Origin of the sequence: Amycolatopsis sp. NPDC004625, from assembly GCF_040609695.1 — a bacterium.
Taxonomy (GTDB): domain Bacteria; phylum Actinomycetota; class Actinomycetes; order Mycobacteriales; family Pseudonocardiaceae; genus Amycolatopsis.
This window is the reverse complement of record NZ_JBEXKX010000031.1, coordinates 80,187-106,280: the sequence shown is the minus strand read 5'-3', so window position 1 is coordinate 106,280 and position 26,094 is coordinate 80,187. Positions and strand designations below refer to the sequence as shown.

Here is a 26,094-nt window from a genome sequence, read left to right as displayed (position 1 = left end):
TTATTCGGCGTTGAAGCGGAAGCCGACGCCGCGGACGGTCGCGATCCGCCGCTCGCCGTCGTGGGTCTTGCTGGTGCGCCCGGCGGCCTCGTCGGCGGCGATGGCGAGCTTCCGGCGCAGCCACGACATGTGCATGTCGAGCGTCTTGGACGTCTTCGACTCGAGGTCGTTCCAGACCTCGGCGAGGATCTCGTCGCGGCTGACGACCTGCCCGGCGCGGCTCATCAGCACGCGCAGCAGCTCGAACTCCTTGTTCGCCAGCTGGACCTCGTGGTTGTCCACGGTGACCAGCCGGGCGCCGAGGTCCATCCGCACGCCGCCGGCTTCGAGCACCTCGGGCACCCGGCGGCGCAGCAGCGCGCGGATCCGGGCCAGCAGCTCGGCGAGCCGGAACGGCTTGGCGACGTAGTCGTCGGCGCCCGCGTCGAGGCCGACGACGAAGTCGACCTCGTCGGTGCGGGCGGTGAGCATCAGGACGGGCAGCTCGGTGCCACCGGCGCGGAGGCGGCGGCAGACCTCCAGGCCGTCCATCCCGGGCAGGCCGAGGTCCAGCACGAGCAGGTCGACGCGCTGGGCGGCGGTGGCGTCGAGCACCGAAGGGCCGTCGGTGACGACGTGGATCTCGTATCCCTCGCGTTCGAGGGCGCGGGAGAGCGGTTCGGCGATGGCCGGATCGTCTTCGGCAAGTAGGACCATGCTCACCTGGCCAACTGTACGGCGGCGGGGCGTGAAACCATCGTGACCGTGCCTGGCTACGAAGATGATCTGGCTCTCGCCACCCGGCTGGCCGACGCCGCCGACGCGATCACGACGGCGCGGTTCCGCGCCCTGGACCTGGCGGTGGAGCGCAAACCCGACCGCACTCCGGTGACCGACGCGGACACCGCAGTGGAGGACGCGATCCGCGCGCTGCTGGCGGCGGAGCGCCCCGAAGACGCCGTGCTGGGCGAAGAGCGCGGTGGATCCGCGGCGACCGGCCGGGCGTGGGTGCTCGACCCGATCGACGGGACCAAGAACTTCCTCCGCGGAGTACCCGTTTGGGCGACCCTGATCGCGCTGGTGGTGGACGGCGACCCGGTCGTCGGCCTGATCAGCGCGCCACTTCTGGGCCGTCGCTGGTGGGCGGCCACCGGTTCCGGGGCTTTTTCGAGTGATTCCGCGGGCACCCGGCAGCTGTCGGTTTCGAAGGTTTCGTCCCTTTCGGACGCTTATCTGTCCACAACGGACTTGAACTCGTGGACCGAGTACCACTCGCGCGAGAAGTACCTCGGCCTCGTCGACGCCTGCTGGGAGACCCGCGCGTTCGGCGACTTCTGGCACCACGTGCTGGTGGCCGAGGGTGCCCTCGACGTCGCGGCGGAGTGCATCGTCAACCCGTGGGACGTCGCCGCGGCGCAGGTGATCGTCACCGAGGCCGGCGGCCGGTTCAGCGACCTGGACGGCGTCGCGCGCTACGACAACGGGAGCGCGCTGTCGACCAACGGCCGGCTGCACGACGAGGCGCTGGCGGTCCTCAAGCGGTAACCGGATGGGCCGCTCGGCGGGAACTTCTTGACCGGTCTGAACCACCGGTGGTTCACTCCCAGTGCTCGCCGGGTCACCCGGTCCGTTGACAACGTTGTCAGCCCGGGTCGCCCGCTCACTCCGGGAGGAAGAGCATGCGCAGAGTCGTCACCGCGGCTTTGATCGTCCCCCTCGTCAGCGCGGTCGCCCCCGCGGCCGCCGACACCACCCAGCACCGCGACCTCGCCGCCTACGTCAACCCGTTCGTCGGCGCCAAGGCCGGCGACACCCCCGAAACCAACACCTACGCCGGGGACACGTTCCCCGGCGCCGACGTCCCGTTCGGCATGGTGCAGTGGAGCCCCGACACGCCCCTGCAGCCCAAGCCGCCCGCCGGCCAGGGCCGCTACTACGCCCGCGACCGCGACGGCGGCTACGCCTGGGAGGAGAACCGGCTCCGCGGCTTCAGCCTCACCCACTTCAACGGCGCCGGCTGCGGCGGCGCGGCGGGTGACGTGCCGTTCCTGCCTTTCGCCGGACAGATCTCGACGTCCCCGGCCGTCGACGCGACGAAGTACTTTCCCGGCTTCAGCCACGCCGACGAGTCCGCGTCCCCCGGCTACTACCAGGTGAAGACGGACTCCGGCATCACCACCGAACTGACCGCGACCCAGCGCTCCGGCCTCGGCCGCTTCACCTTCCCGAAGGACGCCCCCGCCACGCTCCTGATCGACGTCGCCCAGTCCGCGATGGGCAGCGACGACGCCTCGGTCACCGTCGACCCCGCCCGGCGGACCGTCGAAGGCTGGGTGTCGAGCGGGCACTTCTGCCGCGGCCCCAACACGTACAGGGTGTTCTTCACCGCGTCCTTCGACCAGCCGTTCCGGACGTCCGGGACCTGGCAGAACGCCACCGTGACACCCGGCGGCACCACAGCCCGCGGCGGCAACCTGAGCAAGACGACGTGGGACAAGCAGGTCGTCACCGCCGACGGCGGCTCCGGCGCCTACCTGACCTTCGACCCGGCGACACCGGTGCAGGTGCGCGTCGGATTGTCCTATGTGGACGCGGCCGGCGCCCGGCTGAACCTCGCCACCGAGCAGCACGGCGCGTCCTTCGACGCCGTCAAGGCCGACGCGCGCCGGACCTGGAACGACCGGCTGCGCCAGATCGCCGTCGAAGGCGGCACGGACGCGGCGACCAGGACGTTCTACACCGCGCTCTACCACACCCTCATGCAGCCGAACGTCTTTTCCGATGTGGACGGCCGGTACGCGGGCTTCGACAAGGCGATCCACCGCACCAAGGCGGGGCACGCGCAGTACGCGAACTTCTCCGGCTGGGACACCTACCGCGACGAGGTCCAGCTGCTGTCGCTGCTCGCCCCGCACGAAGCCGCCGACATGGCGCAGTCGATGCTCAACCAGGCCGACCAGGCGGGCGGGATCTGGGACCGCTGGTCGCAGAACAACGACTTCATGGGCGTTATGGGCGGCGACCCGTACCACTCGATCATCGCCAGCACGTACGCCTTCGGCGCCACGGACTTCGACGCGTCTCACGCCCTGAAGTCCATGGTCAACGGCGCCACCCGCGTCCAGCAGGCGGGCGAGCGCGCGCTCGAACGGCCGGGCCTGTCGGACTACCTGACGCTGGGCTACCACCCCAACAACGTCTCCGACATGCTCGAGGAGACGACGGCGGACTTCGGCATCGCCCAGCTGGCCCAGCGCCTCGGCAACCAGGCCGTGTACCGCCAGTTCATGAGCCGGGCCCAGTACTGGGAGAACGTTTACAACCCCGCGACGGGCTACCTGCAGACCCGGATGCGCGACGGCCAGTTCCTTTCGCCGTTCGATCCCGCGCAGTACCAGGAGATGCGCTACCAGGAGGGCAACGCGGCGCAGTACACGTGGATGGTGCCGTACAACGTCCGCGGGCTCTTCGACGCGATGGGCGGGGACGCCGCCGTGCAGAAGCGCCTCGACTTCTTCTTCACGAAGCTGAACAGCGACGCCAGTTCGCCGTACGCGTTCATGTCGAACGAGCCGTCGTTCGAGGTGCCGTGGGAGTACGCCTACGCGGGTGCGCCGTCGAAGACGCAGGACATCGTGCGGCGCTCGGCGGAACTGCTGTTCAAACCGTCCGAGGACGGCCTGCCCGGCAACGACGACCTCGGTGCGACGTCGGCCTGGTACGTCTTCGCGGCGCTCGGGATGTACCCGGAGGCGCCGGGACGCGCGGAAATGGTGCTGGCCAGCCCGATGTTCCCGAAGATCACGGTGACGCGGGCGACCGGGCAGCGGATCGTGATCACCGCGCCCGGCGCGTCCAGCTCGGTGAAGTACGTGCAGAGCCTCCGGCTGGACGGCAGGCCGAGCACGAAACCGTGGCTGCCGGAGTCGTTCGCGGTGAACGGCGGCCGGCTGGACTTCACGCTCGGCGCGTCGCCGACGTCGTGGGGTTCGGGCGCGGCCGACGTCCCGCCGTCGTTCCGCGACGGCGAAGTCGGGGTGCGCGGGCGCGTCGGCCCGGGCCGGGTCGTGGTCGCGCCCGGCACGGCGACCACGGCCACGGTCATCGCGGAAGGCATCACCGGCGCGGGCACGGTGTCCTGGCAGGTGAAACCGCCGGCCGGGATCACCGTGACGCCGTCGAGCGGGACGCTCACCGCGGGCGCGCACGGGACCGCGTCACAGCAGGTGCGGGTCACCGCGGCCGCCGGAACGCCCGACGCGTACACGAGTGTGCCGGTGACGTTCAGCGGTCAGCTTCCGTCATACCTGCCCGTGACCGTCGGGAAGCCCGGGACGCTGCACGCGGCGTCCACGAACGTCGGCGTCACGGACGACCGGTTCGTCCAGTACGGCGACTTCGGCGAGACGGACCTCTACCCGGGCCAGTTCGCCTACTCCGCGCAGGGCTTGGCCAAGAGCGGCGTCGAACCGGGCGCGAAGGTGCGGGAGTTCACCTGGCCGGCGAGCCCGGCCGAGTCGCCGGACAACGTGATCGCCTCAGGGCAAACGCTTGCGGTGAACGCCGCCAAGGGCGCGACGAAGCTGTCGTTCCTCGGTTCGGCGACCGGTGGTGACGCGCAGGGCACCGTGACCGTCACCTACACCGACGGCTCGACGCAGCAGGGTTCCCTGGGCCTCTCGGAATGGCTGCTGCAGGGCGGCGCGGAGACGCCGCAGTTCGGGAACACGGTCGTCGCGTCGGTGCCGTACGTGAATTCGGCGTTCCCGAGGTACATGTTCCGGCTCCAGCGGCCGTACACGTCGTACCTGTTCGCGACGGCCCCGATCGCCCTCGACCCGGCGAAGCAGGTCCGGTCGATCACCCTCCCGCCGTCCACCGGACCCGGCCAGGCACACATCTTCACCTACGCGGTGTCCTGACGAGGTCGTGAGTGAGAAACAGTGTTCTAACCCTGTTTCTCACTCACGACCCGGGCAGCAGGCCGACGGCGCCGCGGGCGACCTGTGCCCAGGCCAGCCGGCCGAAGAGGTAGTGGCACGCCACCTGTTCGCTGGTGAACCGCGCCCAGTCGTAGCGGTTGCCCTGCTCGCGCCAGAACACCTCCCACGCCTCGTCTTCGCCCTGCATCAGGCACCAGGCGTTGTCGACCTCGGCGCCGAGCGAGACGACCTCCGGCGGCACGCCCAGCACGCCGAGCCACCGCTGGATCGACTGGGTGTTCATCAGTCCTCTTCCCCCTTGGCCTCGGCGAGGTAGCCGAGGGTCACGAGTTCGTCGGCCGCCAGCAGGGCACGGTACCGGGTGCCGCCGCCGACCTGGCCGAACCAGTTCGCCGTCTCCGACCGCCACATCGGCACCGCCCGCACCACGACGTACCGGCGGTACTCGGCGTCCAGCGTCCCGGGCGGCAGCGAGCGTTCGGCGAACGGCGTGCCGTCTTCGAACAGCACCCGGCCGTACGCCGGGCCGAAGCGGTCGAGGACCGTGTCGGCCGGGACCATCACCGGCTCGGGGTGGTCCACGCTGCTCTCGGGGAACTGCTCGCCCGGCGGCCACGCGTACTCGGGGCCGAGTTCGCTGTGCCCGACGACGAACCGGCGGATCCACACCGCCTGCGTCGCCCTGGCGTACGGCACGTACCCCGCGGTCAGGTGCCGCGGCACCGGCCGCGACGGCGCGGTCGGCGAGCGGCGGAAACCCGCGGTGACGTTGGTGAGCGCCTGGTCGTCGAAGATCAGCCGGGCGTCCGGGTGGTCGTTCGGCGGGAAGCCGTCCGGGTCTTCGGGCAGCGGCAGCTGGCGCGCGGGCTTGTCCATCGCCACCGGCAGGTGCCCGATCGGGAACATGTGCACCAGGAACAGCGCGACGATGCTTTCCCGTTCCGTGCGCGGCGAACCGAGCGGCGGCAGCGGCGCGGGCGACCCCGGGCTCATCGGCGGGCCGGCCACCGGCGGCGGTGGCCCGGCCGGCACCGGGGGCGGCGGGGCCGGTGGTGGTGGCGCCGGGGGCAGCGGGAACGGCGGCAGCAACGGCGACACCGCGTGCGGCCACGCCGCGGGGTTGCCCGAGGGCGGGGTCGGCGCCTCTTCGAAGGCGCCCGAATCCGCCAGGCCGTACCCGGGCAGCTGCACCGGCCCGGTGTCGAGGTCGGCCTCGACCGGTTCGGAGCCCGCCTCGGAAGGCTCGGTCACACCCATCCTCCGGCTCGGTCGGTGCCCGGCGGGCACTCGATGTTCGACGCGGCCGCGGCGCTGCCGGTCCCCCTTGATACCGCACCCCTTCCCCGGGAGCGCGACGAGGTCAGCCCAATGCGGCGACCACGCGGGACGGGCTCGGGCGGCCGAGCTGTCCCGCCATCCAGACGCTGGCCCCGACCAGCGCGTCCAAGTCGACACCGGTGGCCACCCCGAGGCCCTCCAGCATCCACACCAGGTCTTCGGTCGCCAGGTTGCCGGTGGCCGATTCGGCGTACGGGCAGCCGCCGAGCCCGCCCGCCGACGAGTCCACTGTCGACACTCCACATCGGAGCGCCGCCAGGGTGTTGGCCAGAGCCTGGCCGTAGGTGTCGTGGAAGTGCACGGCCAAAGTACCGACGTCGCCGAACAGCCCGATCAGGTTCTCGACCTGACCCGCGGTCGCGACGCCGATGGTGTCGCCCAGGGAAAGCTGCGAGCACCCCATGTCCAGCAGGCGGCGGCCGGCGTCGGCGACCTGCTTGGCCGGCACGACGCCTTCCCACGGGTCGCCGAAGCACATCGAGAGGTAGCCGCGCACGTCCAAGCCCGCCTCACGGGCCCGCGTGACCACCGGTTCGAACATCGCGAACTGCTCGTCGAGCGAGGAGTTGAGGTTCTTGCGCGCGAACGTCTCCGTCGCGCTGGCGAAGATCGCGATGTGCTCGACCCCGGCTTCGAGGGCGCGGTTCAGGCCCTTCTCGTTCGGCACCAGCACCGGGTACCGGACGCCTTCGCGGCGGTCGAGCCGCGCGAGCAGCTGTTCGGCGTCGGCCAGCTGCGGCACCCACCTCGGGTGCACGAAGCTGGTCGCCTCCAGCGTGGTGAGACCGGCGCCCGCGAGCCGGTCGAGGAACTCCAGCTTGACCTCGACCGGGACGATCGCCTTTTCGTTCTGCAGCCCGTCGCGCGGTCCGACCTCCCAGATCGTGACGCGCTCCGGCAGGTCACCCGCCGAGGGAACGCGCTCGGGCAGCCCCAGTTCACGAGTGCCCATCAGCGGCGTCTCTCGCCACGCGGCGGGTGCCCGCCGCCCTGGGGCGGCAGCGGCGTGGTCGGCTGGGCGCCCGGCCGGTAGTCGTCGTACGGGTTGTCGTTGACCTCGCGGTAGATGACCGTGTGCACCTTCTCGACGTGTGGGATGTCCTCGAACCGCAGCGGCTCGTCCGACGCCGACTCGATGATCAGCGTGCCGCAGCCGAAGACCCGGTCCAGCAGGCCGTGCTCGAACTGGACGCTGTTGATCCGGCCCATCGGGATGTCGATGCCGGTGCGCTTGAGGACGCCCTCGCGGGCGATCAGCCGGTCGGTCGTGACGATGAAGTGGGTGGTCCGCCAGCGCACGAGCGGCGTCAGGAACAGCCACACGACCAGCACGAGCGCGACGACCCCGATGGCGATCAGCCCGACCGAGTTCCACGGCGAGGACGCGTCCTTCGCCAGGATCCCCAGCCAGGTGCCCGCACCCAGGGTGACCAGCAGCGCGAGCGTCGGGAAGATCAGCATCTTGAAGTGCGGGTGACTGTGCACCACGACGTGCTCTTGCTCGCTGAGCAAATCGTCCGGATAAGCCACGGCGGACGCTCCCAAGGTCGGTGCGGCGGTGTCGTCCCACCGTACCGGCGAGACGCCCGGCCGGTGAGTGCAACGCCCGGGAAATCAGGCCGGGCGGACGTGGACCACGTCACCCGCGAAGACGGTGTGCCGCCGGCCGTCGGCCACGTCGACCTGCAGCTGCCCCGCGGCGTCGATGTCGGCCGCGCGGCCGGTCAGGGAACTGCCGTCCGGCAGCTGCACCTCGACGTCCTGGCCGAGGGTGGCGCAGTGGGCGCGGTAGTCGCCGAGCAGCCCGGCCTCGGTGAGGTCGCCACCGGCCAGCCGCCACCGGCGTTCGAGGTCGTCCAACCCGGTGAGCAACGCGATGGCGACGCCGGTGCGGTCGGTGTTCGTGGCGCCCCGCTCGGCCAGCGACGTCGCGGGCAGCCCGCCCGGGCCCGGCTGGACGTCGCCGAGGGGCTGCACGTTGAGGCCGATGCCGAGGACGACCGACGGGGCGTCCCCGGCGACGGCCTCGGCGAGGATGCCGGCGCACTTGGCGCCGCCGGCGAGGACGTCGTTGGGCCACTTCAGCACGGCGTCCACCCCGACGGACGCGGCCGCCGCCCGGACGGCGAGCCCGGCGACCACGGACAGTGAGCCCAGCGCCGCGAAGGGGACACCCGGCCGGAGGGCGACGCTCAGGTACAGGCCACCTTTCGGGGAACTCCACGACCGGGCCCGGCGGCCCACGCCCGCCGTCTGCTCCCCGGCGAGCAGGACGGTCCGGTCCGCGGCCCCTTCGTCGACGGCTTTCCGCAGGTCGGCGTTGGTGGAGCCGGTGCGCTCGACGACGTCGACCCGCGCATAACGATCTTGGAGCGCCGCGGTCAGCCGGCCGGCGTCGATCTCAGGCATGTGCCCACAATATGGGAGTCCCCCTAACGTGCAAGCTACTCGCTCGTTCACTAAGAGGTGCGCTCTTCTAAGTTGGAACCTGTGACGGCGAAGCAGACTTCCTGGGCCCGCGGCGCGGCGCTGCGCGGCCTGGTCGCGCTGCCGCTCGTCGCGGGTCTGGTCACGGCGGGCTGGCTGCTGGCCGACCGGTCGCCGGAACCCGCCGCCCCGCCGCCGCCGGTGGTGCGCGAAGCGGTGTCCGGCCCGTCGGTCCTCGAAGTCAGCGCACCGGTGAAGGCGCAGGAGCCCGGCCAGGGCGCGTCCGGCCAGGGCGGGAAGAGCCCGCTGCAGCAGTGGGCCGACCAGCTCTCCGGCCCGCTGGACATCCCCGCGGACGCGCTGGTCGGCTACGCGAACGGCGAACTGGCCCTGCGCGGCGAAGACCCGTCGTGCCACCTCTCGTGGGTCACCCTCGCGGGGGTCGGCTCGGCGGCGTCGAACCACGGCCGTGACGGCGGGAACCTGCTGGGCCTGACGGCGGCCCAGGCGAAGAAGTACGGCGCCGAAGCGCCGGTCGCGGCCGGGCGTGCGCTCTGCGCGGGCGGCACGGACCTCGGCGCCGGCCCCGGCTGGTGGAAGGCGATCGCCGCCTACCACCCGGGCAGCGACACCGAGCTGTTCCGCCAGCGCGTCCTCGGCATGGCCCAGCTGTACGCGACGCTGTCGCTCGACCCGGCGTCGGCCGGTTCGGCCCGCGTCCGCGCGACCCGGTTCGCGCTCGGCCAGCTCGGCCTCCCGTACGTCTGGGGCGGCAACGGCCCGGACTCGGGTGCGGCGGGCTTCGACTGCTCGGGCCTGACGAAGGCGTCCTACGACAGCGCGGGCGTGAACCTGCCGCGGACCGCGGACAGCCAGTTCCGCGCGCTCCCGCCGGTGCCGGCGTCCGACGAGCCCCGCCTGGGCGACCTGGTGTTCTACGGCAGCCCGGCGACCCGCATCCACCACGTCGGGCTGTACCTCGGCAACGGCCTGATGATCAACGCGCCGACCGAGGGCCAGGCGATCCAGATCCACACGTACCACTCGAAGGGTGACGACTACGCGGGCGCGGGCCGGCCCGCCTGACCGCTGTCCGGGCGGTGTCAGGCGCGTGTCAGGTCGTCCGGTGATCGTGGTTCCACCGACCACGAGAGGACCTTCCGATGACCACCTTCGCCACGCCGCGGCCGATCACCGCCACCCTGACCACCGCCGGCGCCCGCGTCCGGGTCACCGCGACCGACCGGCCGGACACCGTGGTGCGGGTCGAGCCCGTCGACCACGCGAGCAGGGCGGACGCGAAGGTCGCCGAGCGCACCGAGGTCGCCTTCGCCGACGGCGAGCTGTCGGTCAAGACGACCAAGTCGGGTGACCGGCGCGGTTCGGTCGCCATCACGGTCGAGCTCCCCGCCGGCTCCCGGCTGGTGCTGAACACGGCGTGGACGGACGTCCGGACCGAAGGCCCGCTGGGCGGCTGCCGCCTGAACGTCGCCTCGGGCGACGTCCACCTCGGCCACGTCACCGGCCCCACCACCATCGAGGGCGGCTCGGCCGCGGTCCGGCTCGGCCACGCACAGGCGACGGTCGAGTTCAGCAGCGCAGGCGGCAGCTTCGACGTCGACCGCGCCGACGGCGACGTCGTCGCGCGGGCCGGCGCCTGCCCGATCCGGATCGGCCGGCTCACCCGCGGTCAGGCCCAGCTGGCCAACGCCGCCGGCGGCATCGAAATCGGCGTCGCCGAAGGAACCCCCGCCCGGGTGGACGCGGGCAGCACGAAGGGACGCGTGCGGAATTCGCTGCCGGACGCACCACGAGCCGACGTCCACATCCACGCCCGCACCCGCCGCGACGACATCGTCATCCACCCCGCGGCCGGGTGAGGCCCGACTCGTACGCGAACACCACGAGCTGCGCGCGGTCCCGGGCGCGCAGCTTCGCCATGGCCCGGTTCACGTGCGTCTTCGCGGTGAGCGGGCTGATCACCATCCGCGCGGCGATTTCGTCGTTGGACAGGCCGCGCGCGACGAGCGTGACGGCCTCGCGTTCGCGGTTGGTCAGGTCCGCGAGGGCCGCCCCGGGAACGGGCGGCTGGGTGACGTACCGGTCGATCAGCTTGCGCGTGATCGACGGCGCCAGCAGCGCGTCCCCCCGGGCGGCGACGCGCACGGCGTGCAGGAAGTCCTCGGGCTGGATGTCCTTGACGAGGAACCCGGCCGCGCCGGCGCGCAGCGCGTCGAAGACCAGCTCGTCCAGGCCGTAGTTGGTCAGGATGACCACGTGCACGTCGGCCAGCGCGGGGTCCGCGGCGATGCGCCGGGTCGCCTCGATGCCGTCCACACCGGGCATCCGGATGTCGACGAGCGCGATGTCCGGCCGGTGGTCCAGCGCCAGGCGCACCGCTTCGGCACCGTCGGCGGCCTCGGCGACCACCTCGATGTCGGCCTCGACGTCGAGGAGCGCGCGGAACCCGCTGCGGATGAGCGGCTGGTCGTCGGCCAGCAGGACGCGGATCACGCCGGGTCCACCGGCAGCTCGGCCCGGACGCGGAAGCCGCCCTCGTCACGGGGTGCGGCCTCGAGCCGGCCACCCAGCGCCGTGACGCGCTCGCGCATCCCGGTCAGGCCGACGCCCGGCACACTGTCCACAGCGGCCTGTCCGTCGTCGTCGACCTGGACGACGAGCGCGCCGGGCCGGTGGTCGATCCGGACCGACGCGGTGGCCGCGGCGGCGTGCCGGGCGGTGTTGGTCAAGGACTCCTGGACGATCCGGTACGCGGTCCGGCCGACCGCGGCCGGCACGTCGTCGCGGCGGCCCTCGACGGTCAGCCGCGCGTCGAGGCCCGCGGTCCGGACGCGGCGCACGAGGTCCGGGACGTCGTCGAGCCCGCGCGGCGGATCCCGGTCGTCGTCGCGGAGGGCTTCCAGGGTGGCACGCAGCTCGCGGGCCGCTTCCCGGCCGGCGTCCCGGATGGCCAGGAGCGCGTCGGGCACGTCCTCGCCCCGCTTCCGGGCCAGGTGCACGGCGACCTCGGCCTGCACCTTGATGACGGAGATCTGGTGGGTGAGCGAGTCGTGCAGCTCCCGCGCGATGTGCAGCCGTTCCTCGTCGGCCCGCCGGCGCGCGGTTTCCTCGCGGGTGCGTTCGGCTTCGTCGGCCCGGCGTTCGGCCTGGCGCAGCGCCTCCCCCGCCGCCCCGGCGGCGATCAGCCACGCCAGCTGGAGGACGTCCCGCGACTGCGTGAACGCCTCACCGGTGTCGTGCAGGCCGGACGCCAGGAGCGCGAGCGGCACCCCGGCCAGCATGAGCACCGAGCCCACGACGGCGGCGGTCCGGTGTCCCGCCCGGACGGCGGCGTACACGGCGAAGAGGTAGGCGACGACGGGCACTTCGAACCCGGCGGCCTGGTAGCCCAGCGCGCACACCGCGGTCACGGCCAGCACGGCGACCGGCGCCCGGCGGCGCGCGGCGAGCGCCAGCCCACCGGCCACCAAGGCGGCGTACCCGAGCAGGTTCGGCTGGTGCGTGGCGGACAGCCCGGCGGTCAGCAGCGCCGCGGCCACTCCGACGGCGACCACCGCGTCCACGATCCGTGCCCGGCTCACCTGCGCACCCTAACCGCCGGGAACTGCTGCGTGCGGCGCATTTCCGGGCTACTGCGCCCGCGGTAGTCCCCCGGTTCCTGCGACGCGCGCAGCAGCGCGAAGTGTCTGCTGCGGCACAACGACGAGCAGGGGCCTCGGCGGACATGCTCGGCGACGTCCCATCCGCGCACCGAAGGAGCACCTCATGGACGTCCAGAACCTCGCTGCCGTCAGCACGTTCGCCTTGACTTCCGGGCGGCTCTGGTCCCTGGTCGCCGCGGCCCTCGGGGTGGCGGGCGTGGTGGCCGGCGGGCTGGCGCTGGCCCGCCGCCGCGGCGTCGTCGTGGCGCTGGCCGGGGGCGCGGGCGCCGCGGTCATCGGCGGCTGGGTGGTGGCCGCCGCCAAGGGCGGTCCCGGCACCGGCTACGGGATCGTCGGGGGCTACGCGGCCCTGGTGATCGGGCTGGTCGCGCTGCTGCTGGGCGGGCTGGCCCTCGCCCGCTCGCGCGGTTTTGTCGGTGGTCGCCGCTAGCGTCACGGGCATGTACGAAGTCGACTTCGCCGAGTTCCCGTCCACCTCGGCCGCGGCGTCCGGGCGGTTCTTCGAGCGCGCGTTCGGCTGGGCGGTGACCCCGTACGGCCCGGACTACACCGACGTCCGGGCCGCGGGCCTCACCTTCGGGTTCCAGTCGGACCCGGCCGAGCAACCACGCGCACCCCTGCTCGCCATCCGCACGGACGACCTGCCGGCGGCCCGCGAGGCGGTGGAAGCGGCGGGCGGCGTGGTGACGAAGGAACCGTTCGCCTTCCCCGGCGGGCAACGGTTCCACTTCCGCGAGCCCGGCGGGAGCGAGCTGGCCGTGTGGTGCCCGGAGGCCTAGCGCGAAGGTGTCACCGCCGCCTGCTCGACGTACCCCGCGGCCCCGCCGCCGTAGTACGTCGCCGGATCGCCGGTCTCGAGGGGGTGCCCGAGCGCGAACCGCGTCACCAGGTCCGGGTTCGCGACGAAGTGCCGCGCGTAGGACACGGCATCGGCGATACCCGCGTCGATCACGGCGTCGCCCGTCTCGCGGTCGAAGCCGTTGTTGACGATCAGCGGGCCGTCGAACAGCTCCCGGTAACGGGCGAAGGCGGCGAAGTCCGGCCCGGCGTCCGGTCCGCGCAGGTGCAGGTAGTCGACGGCGAGGCCGGCGACCAGTTCGTCGTACTCGGCGCGCAGCTCGTCGTCCACTGTGAACAGTCCGCCGGTCCACCACGGCGAAAGCCGGACGCCGACGCGGCCGTGCGCCGCGGCCGCGTCGACCACCTCGGTCAGCAGCCGGCGGCGGTGGGCGGGCGAGCCGCCGTAGGCGTCGGTGCGCCGGTTGAGCCGCGGGTGCAGGAACTGCGCGAGCAGGTACACGCCGTTGGCCGCCAGCTCGACGCCGTCGAACCCGGCCCGGCGCGCGTTCGCCGCCGCGGTGCCGTAGTCCGCGATCGTCGTCCGGATCTCGGCTGCGCTCAGCGCGCGCGGGACGCCGGTCGGGCGCCGCCCGGCCGCGGTGTGCACCGGCTCGTCCGGGTTCACCGCCGAGGGTCCCGCCGGCCGCCGCCCGCCGAGGAAGCCGGGGTGCGAAACCGCCCCGGTGTGCCACAGCTGCACCACGATCCGGCCGCTGAGCGCGTGCACGACGTCGGTGACCCGCCGCCACCCGGCGACCTGTGCTTCGGTGTGGATCCCCGGCACATCCGGGAAACCCACGGCCCGGTCGCTCACCCAGGTGCCTTCGGTGACGACGAGCCCGGCGCCGGCCCGCTGCGCGTAGTAGGCGGCCTGGAGCTCGCCCGGCACGCCGCCGGGGACGCGCGCGCGGGTCGTCGGCGCCAGGACGACGCGGTTCGGCAGGCACCAGCCGTCCAGGTGGGCAGGGGTCAGCAGGCTCATCCGGTCACCTCCGGTCGCGGGGACACGTCGAGGAGGCGACGGTGGACGCGAGCGGAAGGTGACCGATGGACGACTTGGCGGCGGAGTTCGAGGCCGAACGCGGCAGGCTGCGCGGCCTGGCCTACCGGATGCTCGGTTCGGCGGCCGAAGCGGACGACGCCGTCCAGGAAGCGTGGTTGCGGCTGAACCGGGTCGATGCGGTGGACAACCTGGCGGCTTGGCTGACCACGGTCGTCTCCCGCGTCTGCCTCGACGTCCTGCGGTCACGGAAGGCGCGCCGCGAGGAACCTTCCGAGGTGTTCCCGGAACCGGTGGCCGAGGCCGACCCGGCGGGCGAAGCCGAACTCGCCGACTCGGTGGGCCGCGCGCTGCTCGTCGTGCTGGACGCGCTCGGCCCGGCGGAGCGGATCGCGTTCGTGCTGCACGACCTGTTCGCGGTGCCGTTCGACCGGATCGCGCCGGTGCTGGACCGCACGCCGGTGGCCGCGAAGAAGCTGGCGAGCCGCGCGCGGCAGCGGATCCGGGGCAGTTCCCCGCTGCCCGCGGCCGACCTGGCGCGGCACCGCCGCGTGGTGGATGCGTTCCTGGCCGCGGCCCGCGGCGGCGACCTCGCGGCGTTGCTCGACGTGCTGGCACCGGACGTCGTCCGCCGCGCCGACGCGGCCGCGCTCCCGGCGGGAGCGGCGCTGGAAGTGCGGGGCGCGCGTGCGGTGGCCGAAGAGACCCAGGTGTTCGGGAAGCGGGCCCGGTTCGCCGCGACGGCCCTGGTCGACGGGGCGGTCGGCGTCGTCGTCGCACCGCGCGGCCGGCTGGTGCTCGCCCTGGCCGTGACCGTCGAAGGCGAGCGGGTGGCGGCCTACGAGGTGGTCGCCGATCCCGCCCGGCTCGCCGCGCTGCACGTCACGCTTGCTTGACCCGGTAGAACAGGTGCGTCACCCGGGTGCCCTCGGTGACCTCGGGTTCGGTCAGCTCGGTGATGCCCTCGAGGTGGTCGAAGAGGCGGATGCCGGCGCCGAGCAGCACGGGGACCAGGTCGACCTGGACGCCGTCGAGCAGGCCGAGGTTCACGCACTGCTGGGCGATCGTGGTGCTGGCGACCGCGACGTTCTTGTCGCCGGCGACCTTCTTGGCCTGCTCGACCGCGCTGGCGATGCCGTCGGTGACGAAGGTGAACGGGGCCTCCGGGTGCGGCCAGTCCGTGGGCGCTTCGTGGGTGACGACGAAGACCGGCACGGCCATCGGGTGCATGCCACCCCAGCCGCCGGTCAGGTCGAACAGGCGGCGGCCGGTGATCAGGGCGCCGAGGTCCTCCATCGCGGCGCGCAGCATCTTCGCGCTGGGTTCGGAGGTCGTGAAGGTGGCCCCGACGGCGGTGGACACCTCGACGTCCCCGTTGCCGTACCACTCGAACAGGTGATCGACGCGGTCTTCCACATCGGCCACGAAGCCGTCGAGAGACATGGACATGTTGGCGATGACGTCAGCCATGACGGCTCCTTTTTCGCTGGTCGGAGGCAGTTTGCCCACCGGGGGCCCAGTCTGGCGCGACCGCGCGGCCAGAAGATCTGCCACCTGGCCGACATCCGGCGGCGGGCGACCGGCGCCTTGACAGGTTTCGGCGGTCGAGCCACCATGAACACGTGTTCATGAACATGTGTTCATAACGAAGGGGGCGGCAATGACCGGGATCGTCAACACGGCACAGGCGGAGGCGTGGAACGGCTACGAGGGGCAGCACTGGGCGGCGCACGCCGACCGCTACGACGCGGTGAACAGCGGTTTCAACGGCTACCTGCTAGACCGGGTGGGCCCGGCCGACCGTGTGCTCGACATCGGCTGCGGCAACGGCCAGCTGACGCGGCTCGCCGCGGCCCGGGCCCGGTCCGCGGCCGGGGTCGACCTGTCCGGGCCGATGCTCGCGACCGCGCGAGCCCGGGCGGCCGACGTGCCGAACGTGACCTTCGAGCAGGGTGACGTCCAGGTCCACCCGTTTTCCGGCGGCGGGTTCGACCTGGCGGTCAGCCGGTTCGGGGTGATGTTCTTCGCCGACCCGGTGGCCGCGTTCGCCAACATCCGGCGCGCGCTGGGCCCGGGCGGCCGGCTGGCGTTCGTCTGCCTGACCGCGCTGGCCGGCACCGACCTCGGCCGGGTGTTCGGCGCGCTGGCGGCCTTCCTCCCCCAGCCGACCGGCCCGGACGGCAGCGGCCCGACGTCGTTCGCGAACCCGGACCGCACGAAGGCGGTGCTCACCGAAGCCGGCTTCGACGACGTGGCGTGCACCCACGTCGAGGCGGACCAGGTCTGGGGCCGCGACGTCCCGGACGCGGCGCGGTTCATCGCGGACTGGGGCCCGGTCCGCCACCACCTGGGCATGGTCGACAGCGCGACCGCGGCCCGGGCGACCGAGGCCCTGAGGGCGGCGCTCGAGCCGTTCGCGGGCCCGGAGGCAGTCCGCCTCCGCGGCACGGCGTGGCTGGTCACAGGAAGGAGGTCCTGACGACGACGGCCGTACGATGGCGGTGATGTCACCGAGGAAAGCCGCCGCCCAGCGGGACGGGCAGTCACTGCACGACCTGCTGGTCGAGACCGCGCAGAAGATGATCGCCACCCACGGCACGGCCGGGATGACCGTGCGCGAGATCGCCCGCCTGGCCGGCGTCGCCGACGGCGTGCTCTACAACCACTTCTCCGACAAGGAGGAACTGGTGGCCCGAGCGCTGCTGGAGCACGTGCGCACGACGGAGGCAGAGCTGGGCGAGCTGCCGGTGGCCGGCGAAGGCACCCTGACGGGCAACCTCCGCCGGCACGTGGAGTTCGGGTTGGCGCTGCACAGGGCGCTGGTCCCGGCGTTCAGCGGCCTGGTAAGCCAGCCGAAGGTGCTGGAGCGGTTCGCGGAGATCAGCGAGCGGTCGGGCCACTGGCGAGACCGGCTGGTGGCTTACCTCCAGGCGGAACGAGCGTTGGGCCGCCTGCGCGTGGAGTCCGAAGTGGACGCAACGGCGGCCATGCTGGTCGGCTACTGCCACGCCTCGGTGCTGACAACGCTGTTCCCGCACACGGCACCGCCGGACCCACCCCCGGTGAACGCGGTGGTGAGCGCAGCACTGCACGGCATCGCACCGCCGGGCGTGGCCGAGGCTTGAGGTCCAGGGTGAGCCAGCACCGCTGAGCGGCGGTGGGCGAGGCACACCACGGCACCACACCGACCGAGCCGAGCCGACCACTTGCCGAGGCGCCGGACGACCCCCGAGCATCGGCACCCCCGGGCGGCCCGGACCTAAACCATCGGGTTCCCACTCACCGTGACCTCCGGAACCTCCTGCACCACATCCCAGTGCTCGACGATCCGCCCGTCCCGCACCCGCATCACGTCCGCGATCGCGCTCCCCCGCGATCCCGGCGTCAGGCGGAGCACGCTGTGCGTGCACACCAGGTCGTCCTCGGCGATCACCCGGTGCACGTCCAGGGTCAGGTCCGGGTGGCCCGCCACGAACCCCGCCAGGTAGCGGGCCGAGGCCGTCGCGCCCGCCGGGGCGTGGGGGTTGTGCTGGGTGTAGTCCTCGGCGACGTACTCGGCGAACGCCTCGGCCGGGCGCTTCTCCGTGAACGCCAGGCGGAGGAAGTCCAGGACCACTTCCTTGTTGTGCTGCGGTGTCTGCGTCATCCGATGTCCGTCCTTTATGGAGTTATCGACACCAAGCCCACCATGCGCGAATCAGAAAGGGAAAGACCTGTGGACTCTGCCGCGATACTCTCCCGGTATGGACGATGTCGAGGTCCGTGAGCTGCGGTATTTCCGCGCGGTCGCCGAAGAGCTCAACTTCTCGCGCGCCGCCGAGCGGCTCGGGATGGCTCAGCCACCGCTGTCGCGCGCCATCCGGCTGCTGGAACGGCGGCTCGGCGTCCAGCTCTTCGAACGCACCAGCCGGCACGTCGCGCTGACACCGGCCGGGGCCGTTCTCTTCGCCGAGTCCGCGAAGGCCCTCGACGCCGTCACCGCGGCGGTCCGGCGCACGCGGCGGGCGGCCCAGCGGACGCCGGCGCTCGTCGTCACCGCGAAACCAGGTGTCGCGACCGATCTGCTGCGGCGGATCGCCGATGCGCACCCCGATCCGGTCGAGGTGCGGGTCAGCGGGTTCGGCGAACAGACCGAAATGCTGCGCGACGGCCGGGCCGATGTGGCGGTCCTCGGCTGCCGGGGCCCCTCGCAGCACGGCCTGGACGTCGAGGTGCTGTTCAGCGAACCGCGGGTGGCCGCGCTGCCGTCGGGCCACGCACTGGCCGGGCGGGCCGCACTGACCTGCGCGGACTTCGCCGGGCAGCCGACGCCGTGCTGGCCGCTGTCCTCGGCCGCGGACCGGGCGTACTGGTCCGGGCAGGACGTGACCGGCGGGCCGGTGACGCCGGGGCCGGTGGTGCACGACAGCGCCCAGCTGCTGGAAACCGTCGCGCTCGGGCAGGCGATCGCGCTGCTGCCGGCGTCGGTTGCCGAGCTGCGTTCGCGGCAGGACGTCGTCTACCGGCCGGTGGTCGACGCGACGCCGTACACGCTGGCCCTCGCCTGGCCGGCCGGGGCGCGGGACCTGCGGATCGCCGGGTTCGTGCGGACCGCCGTCGAGGTCAGCGGAGCACTACCTCGGCCAGGTGCTGTTCCGGCGGGGTGACCGTGCGGATCACCGGGGGCACCCGGACGTCGTCGGCTTCGAACTCGGCCTGCAGCTGCTCGGCGCCGGCGGTGGCCATCAGCTCGGCCAGCTCGTCGGCGCGGGTGAGGGTGGCCGGGGGCAGCGAGACGGAGTCGTCGAGCGCGCCCCAGGTGTCCCACTGGAGCATCTCGTGCTTGTTGAGCGCGGCGAGGTCGAGCACGAGGTTGTGCCACGCGTACGGGATGCCGCGCAGGAACGGCACGTCCAGGTCCGGGGAGACGACCAGCCGGGCCGGGTCGAGGTTGCCCGCGCGGGCCGCGGTCCACGCGTCGGGGCCGGTCAGGAACCGGTCGCGGGGGACGTCGAGGAGGTCGAACTCCGCGTCGTCCACCGGGTCGCGGAAGCCCGGTGACAGCTGGGGCTCGACCAGGTGCCAGCCGTCGTCGACGCGGACTTCGGCGACGACGTGGTCGAGGTACCAGCCGGGCATCAGGTAGCTCGCGAACCCGACGCGGGCGCGGGCCGGGATGCCGTGGTGGCGGGCCATCGAGACGAACAGGAGGGTGAAATCGCGGCAGCAGCCGACGATCCGGTGCAGCGGCGGCCGCGAGCCGCCGGGTGGCGCCGGGTCGAGGGTGCGCAGGCGTGCCCACATGTCCGTGGCGTACCGCAGCGTGATCTCGTCGCGGCGGGCCGCCGGGAAGCCGTGTTCGGTGATGTCGCCCTGGGCCCAGTAGTGGAACACGAGCTGGGACGCCGCTTCGCGCAGATCCGCGATCGTGCGCGGGGTTGCGTCGAGCCAGTCCGCGTGCGGGCCCGGGTCGGAGAAGCGGCTGTGGCTGACGTAGAAGTCGTCCATACCGTGACGCTAGCCGGATTTCAGCCCGCCTGGGCCGCCAGTTCGCCGCGGAACGTCGAGCGGTACGCGCTCGGCGACACCGCGAGCGCCGCCTGGAAGTGCTGGCGCAGCGACGCCGCCGTGCCGAACCCGGCTTCGGTGGCCACGCGGTCGACCGGCAGGTCGGTCTCCTCGAGGAGCTGGCGGGCGCGCTCGACCCGTTGCTGCGTCAGCCATTGCAGGGCCGAGACGCCGACCTCGTCGCGGAAGCGGCGGGTGAACGTGCGCGTGCTCATCGCCTCGCGGGCGGCGAGCTCGCGCAGGGTCAGCGGCCGGTGCAGGTTCTCCAGCGCCCACGCCCGCGCCGCCTTCGTCGACGACGTGCGCGGCTCGGGCACCGGACGTCGGACGAACTGGGCCTGTCCGCCCTCGCGGTGCGGGGACACCACCGTGCCGCGGGCGACCTCGTTGGCCACCGCCGCGCCGTGGTCGCGGCGGATCATGTGCAGCACCAGGTCGATGCCGGCGGCGACGCCCGCGGACGTCAGCACGTCGCCGTCGTCGGTGTAGAGGACGCACGGGTCGACGTCGACCTCGGGGAACCGGTCCTGCAGCTCTTCGGCGGAGCGCCAGTGGGTGGTGGCCGGGCGGCCGTCGAGCAGGCCGGCCGCTGCGAGCACGAACGCGCCGGTGCAGATCGAAGCGATGCGGGCGCCGGCCGGGATGAGCGCGAGTGCGGCCTTGAGCGGCGGGGTCAGCACGCGGGCCATCGGCTCGTACTCGACCAGGGACGCGGGGACGATCACCGTGTCGGCCTCGGCGAGCACCTCGGGGCCGCGGTCGACCGGGATCGCGACGTCGGCGTCGGTGCGGACCAGGCCGGGCTCGAGGGTGCAGGTCACGACCTCGTACAGCGGCTCGCCCGAGGCCGAGCGCGCCTGGCCGAACAGGCGGTGGACGATGCCGAGCTCCATCACGAGCATGCCGTGGCGGACCAGGACGGCGACGTGGTGACGGTTCGGGTGCACGAAGGCCATGGCTCGATTCTTGCACAGGTTGACCATCGGGCCACTCGATCGCGCCGGGCGACCGCGTGATCATCAAGGTCATGAACGTCTTGTGGGTTTTCGCGCATCCCGAGCCGCGCTCGCTGAGCGGGGCCCTCCGCGACGACGGCCTCTGCACGCTGCGCGGGCTCGGTCACGACGTCCGGGAGTCGGACCTGTACGCGATGAAGTGGAACCCGGTGGTCGACGCCGCCGACTTCGGGGGCGGGGACGGGCGGCTGGTCGTCGGGGCGGCGTCGGCCCGGGCGCACGCCCGCGGCGAACTGAGCGCGGACATCGTCGCCGAGCAGGAGAAACTCGACTGGGCGGACGCGGTCGTCGTGCAGTTCCCGCTGTGGTGGTACGGCCTGCCGGCCATCCTCAAGGGCTGGTTCGACCGCGTCTTCGTCAAGGGGTTCGGCTACGGCGTCCGCGCCGGGGACGGCCGGACCCTGCGCTACGGCGAAGGCCGGCTCGAGGGCAAGCGCGCGATGGTGGTGCTCGCCGCGGGTGCCCGCGAACCGGCCATGGGGCCGCGCGGGGTGAACGGGTCACTCGACGAGGTCCTGTTCCCCCTGCAGCACGGGACGCTCTTCTACGCCGGGATGTCGGTGCTGCCGCCCGTCGCGGTTTACGGCGCCGACCGCGTGCCGGACGCGCAGTTCGCCGAAGCACGCGAGCACCTTCGCGATCGGCTGCGCACGCTCGGAACCACCGGCCCGATCCCGTTCCGCACGCAGAACGGCGGCGACTACGACGACGACCTGGTCCTGCGTCCCGATCGCGCGCCCGGCGCCACCGGCCTGGGCGTGCACCTCACGCGGGCAGGGTGAGGCGCTGGCCGAGACCGCCGTCCACAGGGAGGTCGGCGCCGGTGGTGAACGTCGCCTCGAAGGCCAGGAACAGCACCGCCGCGGCGACTTCCTCCGGCGTGGCGTGGCGCTTCAGCGGCGTGATCTCGTCGCCGATCGCCTTGAACTCCGCCAGCACGGACTCCGGCACGCCGGTGACGCCCATCGTCGGCGTGTCGGTGTAGCCGGGGCTGACCACGTTGACCCGGATCCCGCGCGGCGCCAGCTCGGCCGCGTACGTGCGGGCGAACGACCGCACCGCCGCCTTCGCCGCCGAGTACAGGCCCATCCCGGCGATCCCGGCCCCGGCCGCGACCGACGTCGTGAACACGAACGAACCACCGGCGCGAACCAGCGGCGCCAGCCGCCGGGCCGTGAAGTACGCGCCCTTCGTGTTGACGTCGAACGTGCGGTCGTACAGCTCGGGCGTCGCGTTTTCGTACGGCGTCAGCGTCGAAAACCCGACGTTGACGAACACCAGGTCCAGCTCGCCGAGGATGTCCGCGGCCACCTTGCCCAGCTCGTCGACGTCGGCCAGGCGGGCCGCGTCGGACGACAGCAGGTGTGCCTTGCCCGGCAACGTCCCGTCCAGCGGCGAGACGTCCCGGCCGGTCAGCAGCACCTCCGCGCCGCCGTCGAGCAGGGCGCGCACCACCGCCAGGCCCATGCCGTGCGTGCCGCCCGTGACGACGGCCTTCTTGCCCAGGTACTTCACCGGATCTCCTCGATGACACTGGCGATCGCGTGCGAGCCGTGGCCCGCCGCGACCGCGCGGGCGAACAGTTCCTCCAGGGCGGCGGGCACCGTCGTGCCGATCCCCTGTGCGCGGCTCGTCTCCACCAGCAGAGCGAGCCCGGCGGCGTTGATGTCCAAGGCGGACACGTCGGTTTCGTAGTCCCCGCTCGCGACCTGGGCGCCGATCCCGGCCAGGAATCCGCCGACGGCCGCGTGCCAGCCCAGCGCCATCGGCGCGAACTGCTCCGGCGTGACGCCTTCGGTGCCGACCAGCGCGAGCGCGTGCAGGTAGCCGCCCATCGACGACCACATCATGCCGAGCAGCGCCAGGTCGTACAGCGCCGCCAGCCCGGCGTCCTCGCCGAGGAACACCGGCTCGCCCAGGACTTCCAGCACGCCGCGCTGCGCCGCGAACACCGGTTCCGAGCCGCTGTAGAGGATCCGCGCCTCCGGTGTCCCGATCCCCTGCGGGACGGCCATGATCACGCCGTCCACGTACGCGATCCCCGCCGACGCCGCCCACTTCGCGGTTTCACGGGCCTGCTCGGGCGTCCCGGACGTGAGGTTGACGAGCACCTTCGGCGACGCCGCTTCCAGCACGGGCCGCTGAATGTCGTAAGTGGACAGACAACTGACAACGACGTCCGCCGCGGCCGCTTCCCCGGGCGTGGCCGCGAGCCGCGCGCCGCGGTCGACCAGCGTCCCGGCCTTGAGCGGCGACCGGTTCCACACCGAGACGTCGTGTCCCGCCCCCAGGAGCGCCCCGGCGAGGGCGGCGCCCATCCGCCCCAGGCCGAGCACGCTCACGTGTTTCCTGCTTTCTCCCATGGGTTCCATGCTGCTGACGCGCTTTACACTGGACAAGTACCGACTAAAAAGTCAGGTACCCACCGAAACGTAAGGATCCTGGATGCAGCCTCGAACGTACCGCTGCGGCTTGGACGCGGCCGTCGACGTCATCGGCGGCCGGTGGAAGGCCCTGATCCTCTGGGCGCTGCACGCCGAGCCGCTGCGGTTCGGCGAGCTGAAGCGGAAGGTGGCCGGCATCAGCGAGAAGGTGCTGATCCAGGCCCTGCGGGAGCTGGAGGCGGACGAGGTCGTGCACCGCGAGGTGTTCCACGAGATCCCGCCGAAGGTCGAGTACTCGCTGACGGATCTGGGTCAGCGGCTGAACACCGCGTTGCTGCCGCTGGGCGACTGGGGCGAAGAGAACATGGCCGGGATCGCGAAGCGCCGCGGTGTCACGCCGGCACCACCGCATACGGCTTCAGCGTGATCGCGTTGCCCGCCTTCAGCGGCAGGTCCTCGATCAGCCTGCGCCACGGCAGGTACGGCAGCAGCCGGTAGTCGAGGTTGCGGAACTTCAGCCACGCGCGGGTCGGCGGGACGAACCACTTCCCGTTGCCCTCGGCCAGTTTCTGGCAGGCGTCGACGAAGCCGCGCATCTCGCGGGTGTAGGCGCCGAACGCCGTCGCATGGTCGCCGCCGGCGCCCGCGAGCACGTACGCGCCGACGATCGCCCATCCGCGTGGCCGCCGCTTCGACGACGCCCAGCAGGCCCATCCGGTCGAGGACCGGCAGCGACGCACCGCGGAAGTCGACCGCGTAGCCGCCGTCGCGCAGTTCGGGAGCACGCTCGACGACCGTCGGCGTGAAGCCGTGCCGGCGGAGCCAAGGAAGCACTGCTGGCCGCCGCGAAGTGTTGTCTGCACGAGAAGGGCTACGCCCGCACGGCCCGGGCCGCCGGCACGGTGCACCAGGCCTGCTCTCGGGCGTGATGCTCCAGTGGCTGGTCGACCCGGACCACGCCCCCTCGGGCGCCGGCCTGCGCCTGATCGCGAAGGACGTCCTTACGCCGTAACCAGTTCCGCGCCGGTGAAGAACGTCTGCGCGGCCGTCATCGCTTCGGTGTCCAGCAACACGTCCCCGGGACGGCTGCCGTTGCCGAGCAGCACGCCGCCCCAGCGCATCCCGAGGTACTCGGCGCACAGCTCCAGCGTGCCGATCAGGGGCTGGGCCTCGCGCGGGGTCTCGCTCAGCACGCTCACACCCCACAGCGCCTTCCCGCGCATCCGCGGCTTGAACTCCACCGGCAGGCGCAGCCAGCCCGACCAGTAGTCCAGGTACTGCTTCACGCTCGCCGACACCGTGTACCAGTACACCGGCGACACGATCACGAGGTCGGTCGCGGCGAACGTCGCGTCCATCAGGAGCTGCTCGTTCTCGCCCGGCTCGGGGTGCGAACCGGCGCCGTGGCGGCGGTCCTCGAACGGTGGCAGGGGCACCTCCGGCAGCCGGATCCAGCGCTGTTCGACGTCGGTGGGCAGCTCCTTCGCCGCGCGCCGGGCCAGCATCTCGGTGTTGCCGCCGGCCCGCGCGGCGCCGACCAGGAACAGGAAGCTGCGGTCGCTCATGTCCGAACCCCTCCAGTTATTTGCATGTACATATAAATACTGTCCCTGGACTATCCTGACGTCAAGAGGAGGCCGGAAGATGACCGTCGACGCTCAGGCCTGGGGCCGCGTGCTCGTGCTGCACGCCCGGATCGAGCAGGAACTCGCCAAGGCGCTGCAGCGGCGCCACGGGCTCGGGCTGTCCGAGTACCGCGCGCTCGGCAAGCTGGCCACGGGCCCGCGGGGCGGCCTGCGGATGCAGGAGCTCGCCGAGGCGATCGGCCTCAACCAGAGTTCGGTCAGCCGGATGTGCGCCCGCCTCGAAGAGGCCGGCCTGACCGTTCGCGACCTGTGCGAAGACGACCGGCGCGGCGTCTACTCGGTGATCACCGACGCCGGCCGCAAGCGGTACGCCGAAACGGAACCGACGTACACGACGGTCCTGCGGACCGCCCTCGACAAGGCTGCGGGCGATCCCGAGCTCGCCACCGCGGTCACCGCCGTCCGCGGCGCTTGACCTTAATATTCCTCGGTGGTTATATACCGGCACAGGCAACCCCGAAGGAGGACGCCGTGGCCGAGCTGCGCACCGCCGAAGAACGCCCCGCGCTCCGGCTGGAACGCCGGCTGAAGCACGCGCCCGAAAAGGTGTGGCGGGCGATCACCGACCCGGCCGAGCTCGCGCACTGGTTCCCGGCGCAGGTCGACGTCGAGCTGCGCGACGGCGGCGCGATCCGGTTCAGCTTCCCCGGCGAGGACAGCACGACGACCGGCCACGTCGTCACGGCCGACCCGCCCCGCGAGTTCACGTTCGTCTGGAACGACGACACCCTCCGCTGGCTGGTTTCCCCGGACGGCGACGGCAGCCTCCTGGAGTTCACGCACACGTTCGGCCGCGGCGACCCGGCGATCGCGAAGCTGGCCGCGGCCCGCACCGCGGCGGGCTGGGACGTCTGCCTCGACGCCCTCGACGCGAGGCTCGCCGGCCACCCCTTCGAACAGCCGCGGGAGTGGCACGGCCGGATGGCGTCCTATGTGGAGCAGTTCGGCCTCGACGACGGCGAACTCCGGCCCGACGGCACGATCCGCTTCCGCCGCGACCTCGGCTGGAAGCCGGTGGACGAGCTCCGCCCGCTGCTCCCCGACGAGCCCGGCTGGCACCTGGTCGCGGACCCGCGCGAAGGCACCCGCGTCGAGTTCACCGAAACGGCGGCCGACGACGTCCCGGCGCAACTGGCCCACCGGCACGAACAGCTCGACAGGCTGTTCGCCGCCACCCACGGCGTCGACCTGCCGTCCTGGCCACCCGACCGCGTCGAAGCGGTGAAGAAGCACTACGCGGGGCATCCGACCAAGGGCTGACGCGCGGGCGGAAAATCCGCATTACGTTCGG

Annotated in this window: 31 protein-coding genes; 14 read left to right on the top strand and 17 right to left on the bottom strand. The window is 72.6% G+C overall.

Annotated elements, in window-relative coordinates; translation table 11 throughout:
- Positions 1–696: a response regulator transcription factor gene (locus tag ABZW17_RS30730; RefSeq protein WP_003105231.1), complete on the bottom strand. Its 696-nt coding sequence runs from the start codon at positions 694–696 to the stop codon at positions 1–3.
- 42 nt (positions 697–738) lie between these two features.
- Here ABZW17_RS30730 and hisN point away from each other — a divergent pair, with 42 nt between their 5' ends.
- Entirely contained in the window at positions 739–1,524 is a 786-nt protein-coding gene (gene hisN / locus ABZW17_RS30725) for a histidinol-phosphatase (RefSeq protein WP_354821985.1), read from the top strand.
- A 134-nt stretch (positions 1,525–1,658) separates the two neighbouring features.
- On the top strand, positions 1,659–4,901 hold the full coding sequence (locus ABZW17_RS30720; protein WP_354821982.1) for a GH92 family glycosyl hydrolase: 3,243 nt from the start codon (positions 1,659–1,661) through the stop codon (positions 4,899–4,901).
- Positions 4,902–4,944: 43 nt separating this feature from the next.
- Here ABZW17_RS30720 and ABZW17_RS30715 read toward each other — a convergent pair whose 3' ends face one another.
- The 5 genes from ABZW17_RS30715 to ABZW17_RS30695 form a co-directional block, all read right to left on the bottom strand.
- Positions 4,945–5,205 carry a hypothetical protein gene (locus tag ABZW17_RS30715; protein WP_003105220.1) on the bottom strand — a complete coding sequence of 87 codons (261 nt, stop codon included), beginning with the start codon at positions 5,203–5,205 and terminating at the stop codon, positions 4,945–4,947.
- On the bottom strand, positions 5,205–6,179 hold the full coding sequence (locus ABZW17_RS30710; protein ID WP_354821979.1) for a TNT domain-containing protein: 975 nt from the start codon (positions 6,177–6,179) through the stop codon (positions 5,205–5,207). Before ABZW17_RS30710 ends, ABZW17_RS30715 begins: the two co-directional genes overlap by 1 nt.
- A 103-nt stretch (positions 6,180–6,282) precedes the next feature.
- Positions 6,283–7,212 (bottom strand): hydroxymethylglutaryl-CoA lyase, encoded by a 930-nt coding sequence (locus tag ABZW17_RS30705; RefSeq protein ID WP_354821976.1) that lies wholly within the window; start codon positions 7,210–7,212, stop codon positions 6,283–6,285.
- Positions 7,212–7,790, bottom strand: a complete 579-nt coding sequence (locus tag ABZW17_RS30700; protein WP_354821973.1) for a PH domain-containing protein — start codon at positions 7,788–7,790, stop codon at positions 7,212–7,214. Before ABZW17_RS30700 ends, ABZW17_RS30705 begins: the two co-directional genes overlap by 1 nt.
- A gap of 84 nt (positions 7,791–7,874) precedes the next feature.
- Positions 7,875–8,669, bottom strand: coding sequence for a biotin--[acetyl-CoA-carboxylase] ligase (locus ABZW17_RS30695; protein ID WP_354821970.1), 795 nt, complete (start codon positions 8,667–8,669; stop codon positions 7,875–7,877).
- 81 nt (positions 8,670–8,750) lie between these two features.
- On the opposite strand from ABZW17_RS30695, the gene ABZW17_RS30690 reads away from it, so the two are divergent.
- On the top strand, positions 8,751–9,773 hold the full coding sequence (locus tag ABZW17_RS30690) for a C40 family peptidase (RefSeq protein ID WP_354821967.1): 1,023 nt from the start codon (positions 8,751–8,753) through the stop codon (positions 9,771–9,773).
- A 77-nt stretch (positions 9,774–9,850) separates the two neighbouring features.
- The gene (locus ABZW17_RS30685; protein WP_354821964.1) at positions 9,851–10,567 is read left to right on the top strand and encodes a hypothetical protein; all 717 of its coding nucleotides are present in this window, start codon (positions 9,851–9,853) and stop codon (positions 10,565–10,567) included.
- Here ABZW17_RS30685 and ABZW17_RS30680 read toward each other — a convergent pair.
- Together ABZW17_RS30680 and ABZW17_RS30675 are read right to left on the bottom strand one after the other, a co-directional pair.
- Positions 10,545–11,201, bottom strand: coding sequence for a response regulator transcription factor (locus tag ABZW17_RS30680; RefSeq protein WP_354821961.1), 657 nt, complete (start codon positions 11,199–11,201; stop codon positions 10,545–10,547). The genes ABZW17_RS30685 and ABZW17_RS30680 overlap by 23 nt on opposite strands.
- Positions 11,198–12,289 (bottom strand): histidine kinase, encoded by a 1,092-nt coding sequence (locus ABZW17_RS30675; RefSeq protein ID WP_354821958.1) that lies wholly within the window; start codon positions 12,287–12,289, stop codon positions 11,198–11,200. The genes ABZW17_RS30680 and ABZW17_RS30675 overlap by 4 nt, the downstream gene beginning before the upstream one ends.
- Positions 12,290–12,473: 184 nt before the next feature.
- Between ABZW17_RS30675 and ABZW17_RS30670 the strand changes: the two genes are divergently transcribed.
- Positions 12,474–12,800, top strand: coding sequence for a DUF6223 family protein (locus ABZW17_RS30670; RefSeq protein WP_354821955.1), 327 nt, complete (start codon positions 12,474–12,476; stop codon positions 12,798–12,800).
- Between the two features lie 10 nt (positions 12,801–12,810).
- Positions 12,811–13,149, top strand: coding sequence for a VOC family protein (locus tag ABZW17_RS30665; RefSeq protein ID WP_354821952.1), 339 nt, complete (start codon positions 12,811–12,813; stop codon positions 13,147–13,149).
- On the opposite strand, the gene ABZW17_RS30660 is transcribed toward ABZW17_RS30665, so the two are convergent.
- Entirely contained in the window at positions 13,146–14,192 is a 1,047-nt protein-coding gene (locus tag ABZW17_RS30660; RefSeq protein ID WP_354821950.1) for an alkene reductase, read from the bottom strand. The two genes, ABZW17_RS30665 and ABZW17_RS30660, sit on opposite strands and share 4 nt — an antisense overlap.
- A 65-nt stretch (positions 14,193–14,257) precedes the next feature.
- On the opposite strand from ABZW17_RS30660, the gene ABZW17_RS30655 reads away from it, so the two are divergent.
- Positions 14,258–15,106, top strand: coding sequence for a sigma-70 family RNA polymerase sigma factor (locus ABZW17_RS30655; RefSeq protein ID WP_354821947.1), 849 nt, complete (start codon positions 14,258–14,260; stop codon positions 15,104–15,106).
- On the opposite strand, the gene ABZW17_RS30650 is transcribed toward ABZW17_RS30655, so the two are convergent.
- On the bottom strand, positions 15,093–15,680 hold the full coding sequence (locus ABZW17_RS30650) for a dihydrofolate reductase family protein (RefSeq protein ID WP_354821944.1): 588 nt from the start codon (positions 15,678–15,680) through the stop codon (positions 15,093–15,095). The two genes, ABZW17_RS30655 and ABZW17_RS30650, sit on opposite strands and share 14 nt — an antisense overlap.
- 190 nt (positions 15,681–15,870) lie before the next feature.
- On the opposite strand from ABZW17_RS30650, the gene ABZW17_RS30645 reads away from it, so the two are divergent.
- The gene (locus tag ABZW17_RS30645) at positions 15,871–16,689 is read left to right on the top strand and encodes a class I SAM-dependent methyltransferase (RefSeq protein ID WP_354821941.1); all 819 of its coding nucleotides are present in this window, start codon (positions 15,871–15,873) and stop codon (positions 16,687–16,689) included.
- Between the two features lie 16 nt (positions 16,690–16,705).
- Entirely contained in the window at positions 16,706–17,335 is a 630-nt protein-coding gene (locus tag ABZW17_RS30640; protein WP_354821938.1) for a TetR/AcrR family transcriptional regulator, read from the top strand.
- A 134-nt stretch (positions 17,336–17,469) separates the two neighbouring features.
- On the opposite strand, the gene ABZW17_RS30635 is transcribed toward ABZW17_RS30640, so the two are convergent.
- On the bottom strand, positions 17,470–17,856 hold the full coding sequence (locus ABZW17_RS30635) for a nuclear transport factor 2 family protein (protein WP_354821935.1): 387 nt from the start codon (positions 17,854–17,856) through the stop codon (positions 17,470–17,472).
- Positions 17,857–17,953: 97 nt separating this feature from the next.
- Between ABZW17_RS30635 and ABZW17_RS30630 the strand changes: the two genes are divergently transcribed.
- A complete protein-coding gene (locus ABZW17_RS30630) occupies positions 17,954–18,856 on the top strand; it encodes a LysR family transcriptional regulator (protein WP_354821932.1) in 903 nt (300 codons plus the stop codon).
- Here the strand turns inward: ABZW17_RS30630 and ABZW17_RS30625 are convergent.
- Together ABZW17_RS30625 and ABZW17_RS30620 are read right to left on the bottom strand one after the other, a co-directional pair.
- Positions 18,813–19,697, bottom strand: coding sequence for a transglutaminase domain-containing protein (locus ABZW17_RS30625; protein ID WP_354821929.1), 885 nt, complete (start codon positions 19,695–19,697; stop codon positions 18,813–18,815). The genes ABZW17_RS30630 and ABZW17_RS30625 overlap by 44 nt on opposite strands.
- Before the next feature lie 20 nt (positions 19,698–19,717).
- On the bottom strand, positions 19,718–20,713 hold the full coding sequence (locus ABZW17_RS30620) for a helix-turn-helix domain-containing protein (protein WP_354821926.1): 996 nt from the start codon (positions 20,711–20,713) through the stop codon (positions 19,718–19,720).
- A 71-nt stretch (positions 20,714–20,784) separates the two neighbouring features.
- Here ABZW17_RS30620 and ABZW17_RS30615 point away from each other — a divergent pair, with 71 nt between their 5' ends.
- Positions 20,785–21,555: an NAD(P)H-dependent oxidoreductase gene (locus tag ABZW17_RS30615; protein WP_354821923.1), complete on the top strand. Its 771-nt coding sequence runs from the start codon at positions 20,785–20,787 to the stop codon at positions 21,553–21,555.
- Here the strand turns inward: ABZW17_RS30615 and ABZW17_RS30610 are convergent.
- Both ABZW17_RS30610 and ABZW17_RS30605 read right to left on the bottom strand, forming a co-directional pair.
- Positions 21,539–22,288 carry an SDR family oxidoreductase gene (locus ABZW17_RS30610; RefSeq protein ID WP_354821920.1) on the bottom strand — a complete coding sequence of 250 codons (750 nt, stop codon included), beginning with the start codon at positions 22,286–22,288 and terminating at the stop codon, positions 21,539–21,541. The two genes, ABZW17_RS30615 and ABZW17_RS30610, sit on opposite strands and share 17 nt — an antisense overlap.
- The gene (locus ABZW17_RS30605) at positions 22,285–23,136 is read right to left on the bottom strand and encodes an NAD(P)-binding domain-containing protein (protein WP_354821917.1); all 852 of its coding nucleotides are present in this window, start codon (positions 23,134–23,136) and stop codon (positions 22,285–22,287) included. The genes ABZW17_RS30610 and ABZW17_RS30605 overlap by 4 nt, the downstream gene beginning before the upstream one ends.
- Positions 23,137–23,218: 82 nt before the next feature.
- On the opposite strand from ABZW17_RS30605, the gene ABZW17_RS30600 reads away from it, so the two are divergent.
- Positions 23,219–23,584: a helix-turn-helix domain-containing protein gene (locus ABZW17_RS30600; RefSeq protein ID WP_354821914.1), complete on the top strand. Its 366-nt coding sequence runs from the start codon at positions 23,219–23,221 to the stop codon at positions 23,582–23,584.
- Here the strand turns inward: ABZW17_RS30600 and ABZW17_RS30595 are convergent.
- Together ABZW17_RS30595 and ABZW17_RS30590 are read right to left on the bottom strand one after the other, a co-directional pair.
- Positions 23,550–23,897 carry a hypothetical protein gene (locus ABZW17_RS30595; protein ID WP_354821911.1) on the bottom strand — a complete coding sequence of 116 codons (348 nt, stop codon included), beginning with the start codon at positions 23,895–23,897 and terminating at the stop codon, positions 23,550–23,552. The genes ABZW17_RS30600 and ABZW17_RS30595 overlap by 35 nt on opposite strands.
- A gap of 261 nt (positions 23,898–24,158) precedes the next feature.
- The gene (locus tag ABZW17_RS30590; protein ID WP_354821908.1) at positions 24,159–24,722 is read right to left on the bottom strand and encodes an NAD(P)H-dependent oxidoreductase; all 564 of its coding nucleotides are present in this window, start codon (positions 24,720–24,722) and stop codon (positions 24,159–24,161) included.
- A 79-nt stretch (positions 24,723–24,801) separates the two neighbouring features.
- Here ABZW17_RS30590 and ABZW17_RS30585 point away from each other — a divergent pair, with 79 nt between their 5' ends.
- Entirely contained in the window at positions 24,802–25,218 is a 417-nt protein-coding gene (locus ABZW17_RS30585; RefSeq protein ID WP_354821905.1) for a MarR family transcriptional regulator, read from the top strand.
- A gap of 56 nt (positions 25,219–25,274) precedes the next feature.
- The gene (locus ABZW17_RS30580) at positions 25,275–26,063 is read left to right on the top strand and encodes an SRPBCC family protein (protein WP_354821902.1); all 789 of its coding nucleotides are present in this window, start codon (positions 25,275–25,277) and stop codon (positions 26,061–26,063) included.
- The last annotated feature ends 31 nt before the right edge of the window (positions 26,064–26,094 follow it).

Coding starts and splice junctions, on each gene's coding strand:
- ABZW17_RS30730 (WP_003105231.1), bottom strand. CDS start 696: ATGGTCCTACTTGCCGAAGACGATCCGGCCATCGCCGAACCGCTCTCC.
- ABZW17_RS30720 (WP_354821982.1), top strand. CDS start 1,659: ATGCGCAGAGTCGTCACCGCGGCTTTGATCGTCCCCCTCGTCAGCGCG.
- ABZW17_RS30715 (WP_003105220.1), bottom strand. CDS start 5,205: ATGAACACCCAGTCGATCCAGCGGTGGCTCGGCGTGCTGGGCGTGCCG.
- ABZW17_RS30710 (WP_354821979.1), bottom strand. CDS start 6,179: ATGGGTGTGACCGAGCCTTCCGAGGCGGGCTCCGAACCGGTCGAGGCC.
- ABZW17_RS30705 (WP_354821976.1), bottom strand. CDS start 7,212: ATGGGCACTCGTGAACTGGGGCTGCCCGAGCGCGTTCCCTCGGCGGGT.
- ABZW17_RS30695 (WP_354821970.1), bottom strand. CDS start 8,669: ATGCCTGAGATCGACGCCGGCCGGCTGACCGCGGCGCTCCAAGATCGT.
- ABZW17_RS30685 (WP_354821964.1), top strand. CDS start 9,851: ATGACCACCTTCGCCACGCCGCGGCCGATCACCGCCACCCTGACCACC.
- ABZW17_RS30670 (WP_354821955.1), top strand. CDS start 12,474: ATGGACGTCCAGAACCTCGCTGCCGTCAGCACGTTCGCCTTGACTTCC.
- ABZW17_RS30665 (WP_354821952.1), top strand. CDS start 12,811: ATGTACGAAGTCGACTTCGCCGAGTTCCCGTCCACCTCGGCCGCGGCG.
- ABZW17_RS30660 (WP_354821950.1), bottom strand. CDS start 14,192: ATGAGCCTGCTGACCCCTGCCCACCTGGACGGCTGGTGCCTGCCGAAC.
- ABZW17_RS30655 (WP_354821947.1), top strand. CDS start 14,258: ATGGACGACTTGGCGGCGGAGTTCGAGGCCGAACGCGGCAGGCTGCGC.
- ABZW17_RS30650 (WP_354821944.1), bottom strand. CDS start 15,680: ATGGCTGACGTCATCGCCAACATGTCCATGTCTCTCGACGGCTTCGTG.
- ABZW17_RS30645 (WP_354821941.1), top strand. CDS start 15,871: ATGACCGGGATCGTCAACACGGCACAGGCGGAGGCGTGGAACGGCTAC.
- ABZW17_RS30640 (WP_354821938.1), top strand. CDS start 16,706: ATGGCGGTGATGTCACCGAGGAAAGCCGCCGCCCAGCGGGACGGGCAG.
- ABZW17_RS30635 (WP_354821935.1), bottom strand. CDS start 17,856: ATGACGCAGACACCGCAGCACAACAAGGAAGTGGTCCTGGACTTCCTC.
- ABZW17_RS30630 (WP_354821932.1), top strand. CDS start 17,954: ATGGACGATGTCGAGGTCCGTGAGCTGCGGTATTTCCGCGCGGTCGCC.
- ABZW17_RS30625 (WP_354821929.1), bottom strand. CDS start 19,697: ATGGACGACTTCTACGTCAGCCACAGCCGCTTCTCCGACCCGGGCCCG.
- ABZW17_RS30620 (WP_354821926.1), bottom strand. CDS start 20,713: ATGGCCTTCGTGCACCCGAACCGTCACCACGTCGCCGTCCTGGTCCGC.
- ABZW17_RS30615 (WP_354821923.1), top strand. CDS start 20,785: ATGAACGTCTTGTGGGTTTTCGCGCATCCCGAGCCGCGCTCGCTGAGC.
- ABZW17_RS30605 (WP_354821917.1), bottom strand. CDS start 23,136: ATGGGAGAAAGCAGGAAACACGTGAGCGTGCTCGGCCTGGGGCGGATG.
- ABZW17_RS30600 (WP_354821914.1), top strand. CDS start 23,219: ATGCAGCCTCGAACGTACCGCTGCGGCTTGGACGCGGCCGTCGACGTC.
- ABZW17_RS30590 (WP_354821908.1), bottom strand. CDS start 24,722: ATGAGCGACCGCAGCTTCCTGTTCCTGGTCGGCGCCGCGCGGGCCGGC.
- ABZW17_RS30585 (WP_354821905.1), top strand. CDS start 24,802: ATGACCGTCGACGCTCAGGCCTGGGGCCGCGTGCTCGTGCTGCACGCC.